Origin of the sequence: Blautia sp. KLE_1732_HM_1032, from assembly GCF_025147905.1 — a bacterium.
In the GTDB taxonomy this organism is placed as follows: domain Bacteria; phylum Bacillota; class Clostridia; order Lachnospirales; family Lachnospiraceae; genus Blautia_A; species Blautia_A fusiformis.
Genome location: NZ_CP102266.1, coordinates 1,526,631 through 1,540,812 on the forward strand (window position 1 = coordinate 1,526,631; position 14,182 = coordinate 1,540,812).

The 14,182-nt window shown below is 47.0% G+C and carries 11 protein-coding genes; 10 read left to right on the plus strand and 1 reads right to left on the minus strand.

Annotation, left to right across the window (positions count from 1 at the left end; genetic code table 11):
- Positions 1-18 precede the first annotated feature (18 nt).
- The 7 genes from acsE to NQ489_RS07270 all read left to right on the plus strand — a co-directional run bounded on the left by acsE (position 19) and on the right by NQ489_RS07270 (position 7,753).
- Positions 19-804, plus strand: coding sequence for a carbon monoxide dehydrogenase/acetyl-CoA synthase methytransferase subunit (gene acsE, locus NQ489_RS07240; RefSeq protein ID WP_015525295.1), 786 nt, complete (start codon positions 19-21; stop codon positions 802-804).
- 148 nt (positions 805-952) lie between these two features.
- Positions 953-2,893, plus strand: a complete 1,941-nt coding sequence (gene acsV, locus NQ489_RS07245) for a corrinoid activation/regeneration protein AcsV (RefSeq protein ID WP_015525294.1) — start codon at positions 953-955, stop codon at positions 2,891-2,893.
- 27 nt (positions 2,894-2,920) lie between these two features.
- Entirely contained in the window at positions 2,921-3,583 is a 663-nt protein-coding gene (locus NQ489_RS07250; RefSeq protein WP_021650185.1) for a DUF3786 domain-containing protein, read from the plus strand.
- Between the two features lie 98 nt (positions 3,584-3,681).
- Positions 3,682-5,367, plus strand: coding sequence for a formate--tetrahydrofolate ligase (locus tag NQ489_RS07255; protein WP_138277590.1), 1,686 nt, complete (start codon positions 3,682-3,684; stop codon positions 5,365-5,367).
- Between the two features lie 98 nt (positions 5,368-5,465).
- On the plus strand, positions 5,466-6,095 hold the full coding sequence (locus NQ489_RS07260; RefSeq protein ID WP_021651423.1) for a cyclodeaminase/cyclohydrolase family protein: 630 nt from the start codon (positions 5,466-5,468) through the stop codon (positions 6,093-6,095).
- A gap of 14 nt (positions 6,096-6,109) precedes the next feature.
- Entirely contained in the window at positions 6,110-6,961 is an 852-nt protein-coding gene (locus NQ489_RS07265; protein WP_021651424.1) for a bifunctional 5,10-methylenetetrahydrofolate dehydrogenase/5,10-methenyltetrahydrofolate cyclohydrolase, read from the plus strand.
- Positions 6,962-7,024: 63 nt separating this feature from the next.
- The gene (locus tag NQ489_RS07270) at positions 7,025-7,753 is read left to right on the plus strand and encodes a glucosaminidase domain-containing protein (RefSeq protein WP_015525288.1); all 729 of its coding nucleotides are present in this window, start codon (positions 7,025-7,027) and stop codon (positions 7,751-7,753) included.
- Between the two features lie 431 nt (positions 7,754-8,184).
- On the opposite strand, the gene NQ489_RS07275 is transcribed toward NQ489_RS07270, so the two are convergent.
- Positions 8,185-9,693, minus strand: coding sequence for a 4Fe-4S dicluster domain-containing protein (locus NQ489_RS07275; RefSeq protein ID WP_044962423.1), 1,509 nt, complete (start codon positions 9,691-9,693; stop codon positions 8,185-8,187).
- A gap of 400 nt (positions 9,694-10,093) precedes the next feature.
- On the opposite strand from NQ489_RS07275, the gene NQ489_RS07280 reads away from it, so the two are divergent.
- The 3 genes from NQ489_RS07280 to NQ489_RS07290 are packed head-to-tail and all read left to right on the plus strand — an operon-like array spanning position 10,094 to position 14,154.
- Positions 10,094-10,573: a complex I 24 kDa subunit family protein gene (locus NQ489_RS07280; RefSeq protein WP_015525285.1), complete on the plus strand. Its 480-nt coding sequence runs from the start codon at positions 10,094-10,096 to the stop codon at positions 10,571-10,573.
- Positions 10,570-12,441 (plus strand): NADH-quinone oxidoreductase subunit NuoF, encoded by a 1,872-nt coding sequence (locus NQ489_RS07285; RefSeq protein ID WP_021653014.1) that lies wholly within the window; start codon positions 10,570-10,572, stop codon positions 12,439-12,441. Before NQ489_RS07280 ends, NQ489_RS07285 begins: the two co-directional genes overlap by 4 nt.
- Positions 12,442-12,456: 15 nt before the next feature.
- Positions 12,457-14,154 (plus strand): [FeFe] hydrogenase, group A, encoded by a 1,698-nt coding sequence (locus NQ489_RS07290; protein WP_015525283.1) that lies wholly within the window; start codon positions 12,457-12,459, stop codon positions 14,152-14,154.
- Positions 14,155-14,182: the final 28 nt, after the last annotated feature.

Sequence of the window (14,182 nt, forward strand, 5' to 3'; positions counted from 1 at the left end):
GTAAAGGAGAACACGAGTATGGCAAAATTTGTAACAATTGGGGAGAGACTTTCAACAACAGCACCGGCAGTAAATAAAGCATTTACTGAGAGAGATCCTGAGCCGATCATCAAAAGAGCAAAACAGCAGCTTGATGCAGGCGCTACATATCTTGACGTAAATATCGGACCTGCTGAGAACGATGGCGAGGACCTTATGAAATGGGCAGTACAGCTCCTTCAGTCTGAGTTTGACAATGTTCCGCTTGCTCTGGATACTACAAACCAGAAAGCTATTGAGGCTGGTATTTCCGTATACAACAGAAGCAAAGGTAAACCGATCGTAAACTCTGCAGATGCTGGAGACAGAATTTCCAATATCGACCTTGCAGCAGCTAACGATGCGATCTGTATCGCACTTTGCTCTTCCGGTATGGTTGCATCAGACAATGACGAGCGTATGATGCACTGCCAGAACATGCTTGAGAGAGGTCTTGGCCTTGGTATGGAAGCAGAGGATCTCTGGTTTGATCCGCTTTTCCTTGTTGTAAAAGGAATGCAGGACAAACAGATGGAAGTTCTTGAGGCAATCAAGATGTTCTCCGAGATGGGTCTGAACTCCACTGGCGGTCTTTCCAACAACAGTAACGGTATGCCAAAACATATCCGTCCGATCATGGACTCTGCTCTTGTAGCTATGGCTATGATGAATGGTCTTACATCTGCAATCGTTAACCCTAACGACCTTCGTCTTATGGAGACAATCAAATCCTGTGACGTATTCAAGGGTAACACACTTTACGCAGATTCTTACCTTGAGATCTAATTTGGCGTGTGAACAAAACAGGAGCGCTGTTTCAGAGGCTGGGGGCTTCGGCCTTCAGCCTCTTTTTTACTAATATAGTTTAGTCTAACTCCCAACGCCACAGGTGGAAGACGAATAACTTTTACGAGGCGAGAAAGGTGGTTGCCGAATGTTTAAGGTGACTTTTGCTTTTGAAAATGGCAGTACGGTAGAAGCATTTGCCAATGCGGGGGATAATTTACTGGAGGTTGCTCGTAGTGCCAATGTGGCTATCGATGCACCATGTTCCGGAAACGGAGCCTGTGGAAAATGTCGGGTACAGTTAAAAAGCGGAGAACTGGACTCAAAGAAAACTCTTCATATTTCGGATGAAGAATATGGCGCAGGCTGGCGTCTGGCCTGTATGAGCAAGATCAGTGCAGATGTGGAGGTTCTTGTTCCGGATATTGCATCCGCATATAAGAGCCGAATGAAAGTGGCTGATTTGAGCTCAAAAGAAGAAATCGCTATTTTTGAAAATGCCAAGCATGAAGTTGAGATGGCTGGCATAGAACTTACAAACAGTCTTGATGTTGTGGAACTTCAGATGGATATTCCATCACTGGATGATACCATGCCGGATAATGAAAGACTGACCCGTGCACTTCAGAAGTTTATGAACCTGAAGCGTGTCAGAATTCCGTATGCGGTGCTTAAGAAGCTTCCAGATGTACTTCGTGAGAGTAAATTTTCTGTGAAGTGCGTGGTTCGTACAGCACCAAATGACATGTATGTTTATGATATTTTTGACAGTAAGAAAGATGTTGTGATCGGTGGTCTTGCTGTAGATATCGGTACCACAACCGTTTCGGCAGTCCTGATCAATATGGAAACAGGAGAGATCCTGGCCAAGAGTTCTTCCGGAAACGGACAGATCCGTTTTGGTGCGGATGTTATCAACCGTATCATCGAATCTCAGAAACCTGGCGGAAAGAAGAAACTTCAGGACGCGGTGATCAAAGAGACCATTAACCCGATGATCCATGAGATGTGCAGAAGCATTCATTTCCCGGAGAAACAGATCTACCGGATGTGTGTTGCTTCTAATACAACCATGAATCATCTGTTTGCAGGGATCAATGCGGATCCGCTTCGTATGGAACCGTATATTCCTACGTTTTTCAAAACAAATTCCTTGTTTGCATCGGATGTGGGAATTGAGATCAATCCGGATGCACATATTATCATGGCTCCGAATATCGGAAGCTATGTAGGTGGAGATATCACTGCCGGTACACTGGTAAGTATGATCTGGAACAGACCGGAATTTTCTCTGTTTATCGACCTTGGTACTAACGGAGAGCTTGTATTCGGTAATTCCGATTTTATGATGAGCTGTGCATGTTCCGCAGGTCCTGCCTTTGAGGGTGGAGATATCAGCTGTGGTATGCGTGCTACAGACGGTGCTATTGAGGCATGTACCATTGATAAAGAAACTATGGAGCCGACATATAAGGTTGTAGGTGAACCTGGAACCAAACCGGTAGGACTTTGCGGTTCCGGTATCATTGATGTGATCAGTGAACTTTTTATGACAGGAATCATCAATCCGAAGGGAAAATTTGTCCGTGAAGGCAAAAGAATCCGTCACGATCATTATGGTATGGGAAGCTATGTGATCGCGTTTGAAGAGGAAGCCGGTTCTGCCAAGGATGTTGAGATCACAGAAGTAGATATTGATAACTTTATTCGTGCCAAAGGCGCTATTTTCTCAGCAATCCGTACCATGTTGAATTCTCTTGACTTCGATGTTTCCATGATCGACGATGTATATGTTGCCGGTGGAATCGGAAGCGGAATCAATATGGCCAATGCAGTGCATATCGGAATGTTCCCGGATATTCCTCTTGAGAAGTTCCATTACATTGGAAACTCTTCTCTTACAGGTGCTTATCTGATGCTTCATTCCACATCAGCAGAGAAGAAAACCTATGAACTGGCTTCCAATATGACTTACCTGGAGCTTTCTACAGTTCCTACCTATATGGATGAGTTTGTAGGTGCATGCTTTATTCCGCATACGGACACAAATCTGTTTCCGTCTGTTATGGAAGAACAGCAGAAGAGATAAAGCAGACTAAAACAGCAGAGGTAAAACATGGCTTTTAGTATAAATGACTTGAATTATGAAAAAGACAGCAAAGAAAGAATGCCTTGGGAGCATTATACAGAGGAGTTCGCTAAGGCAGACCCGGCAGAAATTGCCGGACGTCTTTCGCTTCCTTATGACGAAGAGAAGAAAGAACTGACTCTGAAATTCCTGGGAAGCGTTTATTATATTTCCTGGCCGGATTTTCAGATAACTCATGAGGAAGATGATGCGGGATTTTATCCTCTTGAGGAAATGCATTATGCAAAGATCCTAGCTATCCGTTTTCTGCTGAACGGGAATGTATCTCAGGGAAGCGGAAGGTTTAAAACATACAGGGAAATGCCCTGGGGAGAGGTTTATCTCCGTCAGTTTGATGGCAGGTGCATCAAACGCCTGGCTTTCACATACGGAAACAGACTTAAGGATTTCAAGGAGATCATGGAACACATCCATGCGGTTCCCGTGGATCATGGAGATATTGCATACCAGGTGGAGATCTTTCCGGGATATGTAGTTCAGATGATCCTCTGGGAGGGCGATGATGAGTTCCCGCCGTCTTCGCAGATCTTGTTTTCCGATAATTTTCCGGTTTCCTTTGCGGCTGAGGATATGGCCGTTATGGGAGACGTTATCATTGGGTCTTTAAAGGCATTTCTGAAATGTCTTTAAAAATGAAAAATAGTTAAGAACAGGATGGGACCTGTTTTTATAGAAATGCAGTTTTAAGGGATTAAAAACTGTAAAAATACCTAAAGGGAGGTAACATTATGGGATTCAAAAGTGACATCGAAATTGCACAGGAGTGCGAAATGCTTCCAATTACACAGATTGCAGAGAAGGCAGGTATTGATGACAAATATCTGGAGCAGTACGGTAAGTACAAAGCAAAAATTGATTACAATCTGTTAAAAGAGAGTGACAAGAAAGATGGTAAGCTGATCCTCGTAACAGCTATCAACCCGACACCTGCAGGAGAGGGAAAAACAACAACAACCGTTGGTCTTGCAGATGCAATGCAGAAAATGGGCAAAAAAGTAATGGTAGCTCTTCGTGAGCCATCCCTCGGACCGGTATTCGGTGTAAAAGGTGGTGCAGCAGGCGGCGGTTATGCACAGGTAGTTCCGATGGAGGATATCAACCTTCACTTTACCGGTGACTTCCATGCGATCGGTGCGGCAAACAACCTTCTTGCAGCAATGATCGACAACCATATCTTCCAGGGCAATGACCTGAACATTGACCCGAGAAAGATCACATGGAGACGTTGCGTGGACATGAACGACCGTCAGCTTCGTAATGTAGTAGATGGTCTTGGCGGAAGAACAAACGGTATGCCTCGTGAAGACGGATACGACATCACAGTTGCATCTGAGATCATGGCAGTTCTTTGCCTCGCAAGTGACATCAAAGACCTGAAAGAGAGACTTTCCAGAATCATCATCGGATATACCTATGGTAAAGTTTCCGAGCAGAAACCGGTAACAGCTGGTGATCTTCATGCAGAGGGTGCTATGACAGCACTTCTGAAAGATGCCCTGAAACCAAACCTTGTACAGACACTGGAGCATGTTCCTGCAATCGTACACGGCGGACCATTCGCAAACATCGCTCATGGATGTAACTCCGTAACAGCTACAAAGATGGCTATGAAACTTGCAGATTATGCTATCACAGAGGCTGGATTCGGTGCTGACCTTGGTGCAGAGAAATTCCTTGACATCAAGTGTCGTATGGCAGGCCTTCATCCAAGCGCAGTTGTTATCGTAGCTACTGTTCGTGCACTGAAATACAACGGTGGTGTTCCGAAGGCAGATCTGAACAACGAGAACCTTGAGGCTCTTGAGAAAGGTCTTCCAAACCTTCTGAAACATGTAAGCAATATCAAGAATGTATACAAACTTCCATGTGTAGTTGCTATCAATGCATTCCCGACCGATACCAAGGCAGAGCTTGACCTGGTTGAGGCAAAATGTAAAGAGCTTGGCGTTAACGTTGCACTTTCCGAGGTATGGGCAAAAGGCGGCGAAGGCGGCATGAAGCTTGCTGAGGAAGTAATCCGTCTTGTTGAGGAGCCGAATGACTTCACATATGCTTATGAGCTTGAGGGATCCATCGAGGATAAACTGAATAACATCGTACAGAAAGTTTACGGTGGTAAGAAAGTTGTTCTTACAGCAAATGCTCAGAAACAGGCAAAACAGCTGGAAACACTTGGATTTGGCAACTGCCCGATCTGTGTTGCTAAGACACAGTACAGTCTGACTGATGATCAGACAAAACTTGGTGCACCGACAGACTTTGAGGTAACAGTACGTAACCTGAAGATTTCCGCAGGTGCAGGATTCATCGTTGCTCTGACAGGTGAGATCATGACTATGCCAGGTCTCCCGAAAGTTCCGGCAGCAACCAAGATCGATGTAGATGAGACAGGTAAGATCACAGGTCTCTTCTAATCGGAACATAAGATCAAAAACAACCGGAGGGGGCTTTTTATAAAGCCCCCAATGGGCTCTAAAGAGTGCTAAAATAAGAATATAAGGAGGAGAGTCCTATGGGATTTTCTACCAGTACATGTACTGAATTTGTCGAGGTATTAAGCTCCAAGGCACCGGTTCCAGGCGGCGGCGGTGCATCTGCCCTTGTAGCTGCTGTTGGTACAGCTCTTGGAAATATGGTTGGAAGCCTTACTGTCGGTAAGAAAAAATATGCAGATGTAGAAGATGAAATGTGGGAGCTGAAAAAGAAATGTGATCAGCTTCAGAAAGATTTCCTTCATCTGATCGAGAGAGATGCGGAAGTTTTTGAGCCTCTTTCCAAGGCTTACGGAATGCCGAGAGAGACAGAAGAAGAGAAGGCTGAGAAGGCTCGAGTAATGGAAGCTGCCCTCAAGGAAGCATGCTCTGTTCCTATGGAGATCATGGAGAAATGCTGCGAGGCTATTGAACTTATCGTTGAGTTCGGAGCAAAAGGTTCCAAGCTTGCAATCAGTGATGCTGGTGTAGGTGCTGCATTCTGCAAAGCAGCTCTTAAGGGAGCAAGCCTGAATGTGTACATTAACACAAAATCTATGGCTGACCGTGCGTATGCAGAGGAATTAAACAAAAAAGCAGACGCTATGCTTGAGAAATATACAAAGATCGCAGACGAGACATTTGACAGTGTTCTCGGAAGACTGAAATAGGAGGAACCAGACAAATGGCAAAGCAGTTATTAGGTAAAGAAGTAACAGCGGCTCTCAATGAAAAGATCAAAGCGAACGTTGCAGAGCTTCAGGCAAAAGGTGTAGATCCTACACTTTGCATTATCCGTGTTGGTGAGAATCCAAGCGATATTTCCTATGAGAGAGGTGCTACAAAGCGCTGTGAGACTCTTGGTGTTGCATGTGAGAAAATCCTTCTTCCGGAGGATGTTTCCCAGGATGAGCTTCTTGCAACCATCGATAAAGTAAACAAAGATGACAAGATCCATGGAGTTCTTCTGTTCCGTCCGCTGCCAAAACATCTGGATCAGGCAGTGATCGAGAATGCACTTGCAGCAGAGAAGGATGTTGACTGTATGACAGATCTTTCCATGTCTGGTGTATTTACAGGCAAGAAGATCGGATTCCCGCCATGTACACCGCAGGCATGCATGGAGATCCTTGATCACTATGGAATCGACTGCACAGGTAAAAAAGCGGTTGTGATCGGAAGAAGCCTTGTAGTTGGTAAACCGGCTGCAATGATGCTTGTTAAGAAAAATGCGACAGTTACTATCTGCCACACAAGAACCGTTGATATGCCATCCGTTGCAAAAGAGGCGGATATCGTTATCGTTGCAGCTGGCCGTGCTGGTGTTGTTGGTGCTGACTATGTCAGAGAGGGACAGACTATTATCGATGTTGGTATCAATGTCAATGCAGAGGGCAAGCTTTGTGGTGATGTTGATTATACGGCAGTTGAGCCAATCGTTGATGCGATCACACCGGTTCCTGGCGGAGTAGGAAGTGTTACAACTTCTGTTCTTGTAGGTCATGTGGTTGAAGCTGCAATGAGAAAAGCGCAGTAATAACAGTAATAAAGGGTTGATCATTTATATATGTACAGATTCCGAAATAGTTTTTGTTTACGGATGATGGTACTTGCAGGCGTTCTGGTGTTCGGAACGCCTGCAGGTGTTTTGGCAGAGGAAGCGGATCATTCTATGGAGGGTCAGATTTCGAAGCCTCAGTCATCTGGAGAGAGTGATACAGAGGGTTTTGTGGATGATTCCACAGATAATACTTATGGATATTATACGATCATGGGGTGTACCACAGTGGATGCGGAGGATATGGTAGTGCAGTATGAGGCGCAGAATGTGGAGTATCCTTCCGGCATCCTGACGGAGGGTGGTGCACCGGATATTGATACGTTTTGCACGATTGTGATAGAGGAAGCGGATGCGGAGGGCGTCCGTGGAGAGGTTGTTTTTGAACAGGCCATGCTTGAGACCGGATGGCTTCAGTTTGGTGGGGATGCCAGTGCAGGGCAGTTTAATTTTTCGGGGCTGGGGACTACCGGTGGTGGTGTTGCCGGTAATTCTTTTCCTGATGTAAGGACGGGAATTCGGGCGCAGGTGCAGCATCTGAAGGCTTATGCTTCTTCGGAGGAGCTGAACCAGGCTTGCGTGGATAATCGGTTCCAGTATGTTTCCCGTGAGAGTGCGCCTTATGTGGAGTGGCTTGGGATCCAGGAGAATCCTTATGGGGGCGGATGGGCCGCCGGGAGAAGTTATGGATATAAGCTTAGGAGTCTTCTGGCGGAGCTGAAGGGGGAAGAGTATACCTGGCCGGAGAGTACGGAGACGGTGGAGAAGTAGTGGTGGTGGCGAACGGGACGGCCCGGAAGGGAGTGCGGTTCTGTCCGCGGCCGGGCTTCGTCGGCGGCTGGATCTAAGGCGCCGGGATTCTGCTAAAACCATTTTCCAAAAGCCAGAACTCGCGGCTTTTTGCCGCTCAGACAGCTGGCTTTTGAAAAATAACGCAGAAGTCCCGCCGCCTAAGATCCAGCACACCTCCTGCAGAGTCGTCCGCAGACAGAACCGCACTCCCTTCCGGGCCTGTGCGTTGGTTGGGGTAAGTTGTTTGGCCAAACGATAGGATGTGGATGAGGGACGGAGGCGGGCTTTGCCCTGTCCTGGTTGATGAAAAATGGAGATGTAACCTTGATTTTTAATCATCAAGGTTGCATCTCCGTTTTTGTTCAAATTGAAATATTTTGGGAATTATATAGTGGAATATTTTGAGGTATTTAGTTCAACTCCAGGTTTTCCAGTTCCTGTGAGGGGAGTTTTGGTTCTGAGCTGTCTACGTATTTTTTGAGGGCCTTGGAGGTTTTTGCGAAGCCGGCGTTGGTTCCGGCGCCTCCGATGCAGCCTCCGGGGCAGGCCATTCCTTCGATCATGCAGTTTTTGATCTTGCCGGCTTTTGCCAGAGTGAGGACTTTTTTACATTCGGCAAGGCTTTCTGCGTGTTCGATGTGGACTGGTACATCGGGATAGTATTCCTTCAGACAGTTTTCGATGGCTCCGGCTACGCCGCCTGCAATGGCGTAGCCTCGTCCTGCTGCGGTTGCGGCCTGGGTTTCTTCCGGGAGCTCTTCGCAGGTGGATGGGGTGATGCTTTTGGCGTCGAACAGGCCCCAGAGTTCCTCGAAGGTGATCACGAAGTCTACATCACTTCTTACGGAATGTCGCATGGCTTCCAGTTTTTTGGAGGCGCATGGTCCGATGAAGACTACTTTCGCATGGGGGTGCTCTTTTTTTACGATCCGGGCAGTTGCCACCATCGGGGTCAGCTCCTGGGAGATGTTGTCGATCATAGCCGGGAAGTATTTTTTTGCCATGACGGACCAGGATGGGCAGCAGGAGGTGAGGAGGAACGGGAGGTGGCCGGTTGCTACTTCTTTGGCGTAGTGGTGTGCTTCAGAGATGCAGCCGATGTCTGCGCCCAGTGCTACCTCATAAATGTTTGAGAAGCCCAGCTGTTTGAGAGCGGAGCGGAATTGGCCCGGGGTGACGTCTTCGCCGAACTGATTGATGTAGGCGGGGGCGATTTCTGCAATGATCTCAGTTCCTTCTCGAAGGGCGTGGGACAGCTGGAAGATCTGGGATTTGTCGGAGATAGCTCCGAATGGACAGCTGACCATGCACATGCCGCAGGATACGCATTTATCCTGGTTGATGGAGGCGCGTCCCTGTTCATCGCTCTCGATGGCTTTTACACCGCAGGCACGTTCGCAGGGGCGTTCTTTATGGGCGATGGCATCGTAAGGACAGACAGCTTTGCATCTTCCGCAATGGATACATTTGTCCTGGTCGATGAAGGATTTTCCGTTTACCATGGAAATGGCGCCTTTGGGGCAGGTGAGTAAACAGGGATGTGCGACACAGCCGCGGCACATGTTGCTGACTTCGTATTTGTTGGATTCGCATGCGGAACATGCGGAAGGGATCACCTGCATAAGAGGTGGTTCATAATATTTCTCGTCAATGTTGCTGGCCTTCACGCCATCGGTAAGGTGGACGGAACGATTTTCCGGGCGGAGGGAAAGTCCCATGGCCAGACGGACACGTTCGCTTGCAACAGCTCTTTCACGATAGATGCTTTCGCGGTATTTCGCGCGTTCCTCTACAATATTGTAGGGAATGGATTCGATATCATGGATCATTGATTCGTCCGTGGATTCAAATCCGATCTTAGCAATTTCGGTAAAAATCTTTCGCCGGATCTGTTTTACTGGTGTGTCAAGATTTCGCATAGATGTTCTCCTTTACAAAATAAATTAATTAAATGTTTTCCACGCACTTTTTATCTATCTTAAAGTAATTGAGAAATAAAATCAATAACCGGCTTTAATGTTTTGGGGCAGAAACAAAGAGCAGATTTGTATCTTTATTATCAAGGCTGTTAAAAATTGAACATATTTTATGGAAAATAGATACAAAATCAGTAAGCCACTGTAAACATTTCAATATATTCTGAAAAAAGCAAAAAAACCGCTTGTGAAAAATGACCATATAAGTTATAATTAAAGGCATGAAATAGTGCAAAATAATGATTTGCATAAATGCGCGGCACTGACAGAGTGTTAAAGCATTAACCTGTAGTGGAACAGGTTGATCAAGTGGAAAATCTATGAGAAACAAGGAGGGAACCGAATGTTAGACCAGACGTATTACAGAAAAACGGACGAGATCATCGAGCACTACGGCCGGAAAGCTGCATCACTGATTCCGATCATGCAGGATATTCAGGCTGAGTACCGTTATCTTCCGGGAGAGCTTCTTACTTATGTTGCGGAACAGATTGGTGTAAAAGAAGCGAAGGCGTACAGTGTAGCTACTTTCTATGAAAACTTTTCCTTTGAGCCGAAAGGCAAGTACATCATCAAGGTATGTGACGGTACTGCCTGTCATGTACGTAAGTCCATGCCTGTAAAGGAAGCAATGCTGAAGGAACTTGGACTGAGTCATAAGAAGCATACTACAGATGATATGATGTTTACCGTTGAGACAGTTTCCTGTCTTGGTGCCTGCGGACTTGCACCGACACTGACTGTAAATGATGAAGTTCACCCGAAGATGACTCCTGAGAAGGCTGTTGAGCTTTTAAATGAATTGAGAGGTGAGAGCGTATGAGTATAACCAGTATGGAAGATCTGAAAAACAAACAGGCTGAGGTTAAGAAGAATCTTGATGGCTATACCTGCCGTGTTCTCGTCTGTTCCGGTACCGGATGTATTGCTTCCGGTGCTCAGAAGATTTATGAAGAAATGTCAAGACTCTGTGAGGGAATCGAGGGTGTTGCGGTTGAGATGCAGAAGGATGTTCCTCATGTAGGAATCGTTAAGACCGGATGCCAGGGCTTATGTGAACTTGGTCCTCTTATGAGAATTGAGCCCTATGATTATCAGTATGTACATGTTCAGGTAGACGACTGTCGCGAGATCGTAGAGAAGACCGTGATCTGCGGACTGCCTGTTGAGCGTCTGTTTTATCGTCATAATGATGAGGCCTGTCCACATCCCAGTGACATTCCGTTCCTGAACCAGCAGACAAGGATCGTTCTTGAGAACTGTGGCAAGATCGATGCAGAGTCCATTGATGAATATATTTCCGTAGGCGGATTTTCCGCTATGGCGAAGGCTTTCTTTGAGATGACCCCACAGGGTGTTATCGACGAGATCTCGAAGTCTGGTCTCCGCGGCCGTGGCGGTGCAGGCTTCCCTGCAGGCAAGAAATGGTCACAGGTTGCACGCCAGCCGGAAAAAGTCCGTTATGTAGTATGTAACGGTGATGAGGGTGACCCGGGAGCATTTATGGATGGTTCCGTAATGGAAGGTGATCCTTACAAGATGATCGAGGGTATGGTGATCGCTGCCTATGCAGTAGGTGCAGAAGATGGTTATATTTATGTGCGTGCCGAGTATCCTCTTTCTGTACAGAGACTTCGAATGGCTATTGAGCAGGCAGAGTCCTATGGCCTTCTTGGTGATAATATCCTTGGTTCCGGTATTAATTTCCACTTACATATCAATCGCGGTGCCGGAGCGTTCGTATGTGGTGAAGGTTCTGCCCTGACTGCTTCTATCGAAGGCAACAGAGGTATGCCTCGAGTAAAACCTCCGAGAACTGTCGAGCAAGGTCTGTGGGGTAAGCCTACCGTTCTCAATAACGTAGAGACTTATGCCAACGTACCGAAGATCATCCTTCAGGGTGCTGACTGGTTCCACACCATCGGTACAGAGGGAAGCCCCGGAACAAAGACCTTCTCACTTACCGGTTCCATTGAGAACACCGGCCTTATCGAGGTGCCGATGGGAACAAGCCTCCGTCATATCATTTATGACATTGGCGGCGGTCTTAAGAGCGGTGCTGCATTTAAGGGTGTACAGATCGGCGGTCCTTCCGGTGGATGTCTGATCGACGATCAGATCGATCATCCGCTTGATTTTGATTCTGTTAAGAAGCTGGATGCCATCATGGGCTCCGGCGGACTGGTTGTTATGGATGAGAATACCTGTATGGTAGAGGTTGCGCGTTTCTTCATGAGCTTTACACAGCGTGAGAGCTGTGGTAAATGTGTTCCTTGCCGTGAGGGTACCAAACGTATGCTTGAGATCCTGGAGAGAATCGTCGCAGGTAAGGGTGAGCTTTCCGATCTGGATGAGCTGGAAGAGCTTGCAAACATGGTTCAGAGCATGGCCCTGTGCGGACTCGGTAAGAGTGCACCGCTTCCGGTCATCAGTACTCTGAAGCGTTTCCGTGACGAATATGTAGAGCATATCGTAGATAAAAAATGTCGTGCGAAGGTCTGCACGGCGCTCCGTCAATTCCATATCAATCCTGAGTTCTGTATCGGCTGCGGCAAGTGTGCAAAGAACTGTCCGACTGGTGCGATTTCAGGAAAGATCAAGCATCCACATGTAATCAACAATGACGTATGTATCAAATGCGGATCCTGTAAGGATAACTGTAACTTTGATGCGATTTATGTGGAAGCATAGAAGGGAGGATATCTTATGGGTACAATGACAATTGACGGAAGAAAAGTAGAATTTACTGACGAAAAAAATGTCCTGACAGTCATCAGGAATGCCGGTATCAATATCCCCACACTGTGCTATCATTCAGAGGTTTCCACCTTTGGTGCCTGTCGTCTCTGTACAGTTGAGGATGACAGAGGCAAAACATTTGCCTCCTGTTCCGAGCAGCCGAGAGACGGAATGGTTATCTATACCAACTCCGGTCGTATTAAGAAATATCGTAAACTGATCGTGGAGCTGCTTCTTGCAGCACATTGCCGTGACTGTACAACCTGTGTAAAGAGCGGCGAATGTATCCTGCAGGAGCTGGCACATCGCCTTGGCGTGCGGGATATCCGTTTTGAAAATACAAGAGAACAGCACGAGATCGATGACAGTTCACCGTCCATCATCCGTGATCCGAACAAATGTATCCTCTGCGGCAACTGTGTACGTGCCTGCGAGGAACTTCAGGGAATCGGAGCTCTTGGATTCGCATTCCGTGGAACAGAGGCCATGGTTATGCCTGCATTCAATAAAAAGATTGCTGAGACACAGTGTGTAAACTGTGGTCAGTGCCGTGTTTACTGTCCGACAGGAGCCATCTCCATTCGTACACATATGGATGAGGTTTGGGATGCACTTGCGGACAAGGATACCCGTGTGGTTGCCCAGATCGCGCCGGCAGTCCGTGTAGCAGTTGGTGATCACTACGGCCTCACAAAGGGCAGGAGCGTTATGGGCAAGATCGTCAACGCACTCCACAGAATGGGCTTTGATGAAGTATACGATACCACATTCAGCGCCGATCTTACTATTATGGAAGAGACCAAGGAGTTCCTAAACAGAGTGGAGAAGGGTGAGAACCTTCCGCTTCTGACCTCCTGCTGTCCTGCATGGGTGAAGTTCATCACAGATCAGTATAAGGAATATGTTCCGAACATTTCTACCTGCCGTTCCCCACAGGGAATGATGTCTGCGGTTATCAAGGAATACTTCCGTGATCCGGAGCATGCAGCAGGCAAGAAGACCGTTATGGTTTCCATTATGCCATGTACAGCCAAGAAGGCAGAGGCAATCCGCCCGAACAGCTTTACCGATGGCGAGCAGGATACCGATATCGTTATCACAACCACAGAGCTTCTCCGCATGATCGATAACTTTGGTCTTGATTTTGCAACACTGGATCCGGAAGCATGCGATATGCCGTTTGGATTTGGTTCCGGCGGTGGCGTTATCTTCGGTGTTACCGGTGGTGTTACCGAGGCAGTTCTTCGAAGACTGAGCCCGGATCACAGCAAGGAAGCCATGCATGAGATTGCAGAGTGCGGTGTTCGTGGTGAAGAGGGAATCAAGGAATTTACCGTACCGTACAAGGGAATGGATATCAATGTATGTGTTGCCAGCGGCCTTGCAAATGCAAGAACCGTTATGGAACGTGTGAAGAACGGTGAGGCAAACTATCATCTGATCGAGGTTATGGCATGCCGCCGTGGATGTATTATGGGTGGAGGTCAGCCGACCAGATCCGGTGACAGAACCAAGGCAGCCAGAGCAAGAGGTTTGTACAATGCAGACAATACCATGATCATCAAGAAATCCGATGAGAACCCACTGGTTCTGGAGCTTTATGAGGGACTTCTCAAGGGCAAGGAGCATCATCTGCTTCATAATGAGTTTTATATTAAAGACTGATGTGAGGAATACAAAGGGCTGCTGTTCC

Excerpts from the sequence above, each read along its gene's own strand:
- acsE (WP_015525295.1), top strand. The coding sequence starts at position 19 with ATGGCAAAATTTGTAACAATTGGGGAGAGACTTTCAACAACAGCACCG.
- acsV (WP_015525294.1), top strand. The coding sequence starts at position 953 with ATGTTTAAGGTGACTTTTGCTTTTGAAAATGGCAGTACGGTAGAAGCA.
- NQ489_RS07250 (WP_021650185.1), top strand. The coding sequence starts at position 2,921 with ATGGCTTTTAGTATAAATGACTTGAATTATGAAAAAGACAGCAAAGAA.
- NQ489_RS07255 (WP_138277590.1), top strand. The coding sequence starts at position 3,682 with ATGGGATTCAAAAGTGACATCGAAATTGCACAGGAGTGCGAAATGCTT.
- NQ489_RS07260 (WP_021651423.1), top strand. The coding sequence starts at position 5,466 with ATGGGATTTTCTACCAGTACATGTACTGAATTTGTCGAGGTATTAAGC.
- NQ489_RS07265 (WP_021651424.1), top strand. The coding sequence starts at position 6,110 with ATGGCAAAGCAGTTATTAGGTAAAGAAGTAACAGCGGCTCTCAATGAA.
- NQ489_RS07270 (WP_015525288.1), top strand. The coding sequence starts at position 7,025 with ATGATGGTACTTGCAGGCGTTCTGGTGTTCGGAACGCCTGCAGGTGTT.
- NQ489_RS07275 (WP_044962423.1), bottom strand. The coding sequence starts at position 9,693 with ATGCGAAATCTTGACACACCAGTAAAACAGATCCGGCGAAAGATTTTT.
- NQ489_RS07280 (WP_015525285.1), top strand. The coding sequence starts at position 10,094 with ATGTTAGACCAGACGTATTACAGAAAAACGGACGAGATCATCGAGCAC.
- NQ489_RS07285 (WP_021653014.1), top strand. The coding sequence starts at position 10,570 with ATGAGTATAACCAGTATGGAAGATCTGAAAAACAAACAGGCTGAGGTT.
- NQ489_RS07290 (WP_015525283.1), top strand. The coding sequence starts at position 12,457 with ATGGGTACAATGACAATTGACGGAAGAAAAGTAGAATTTACTGACGAA.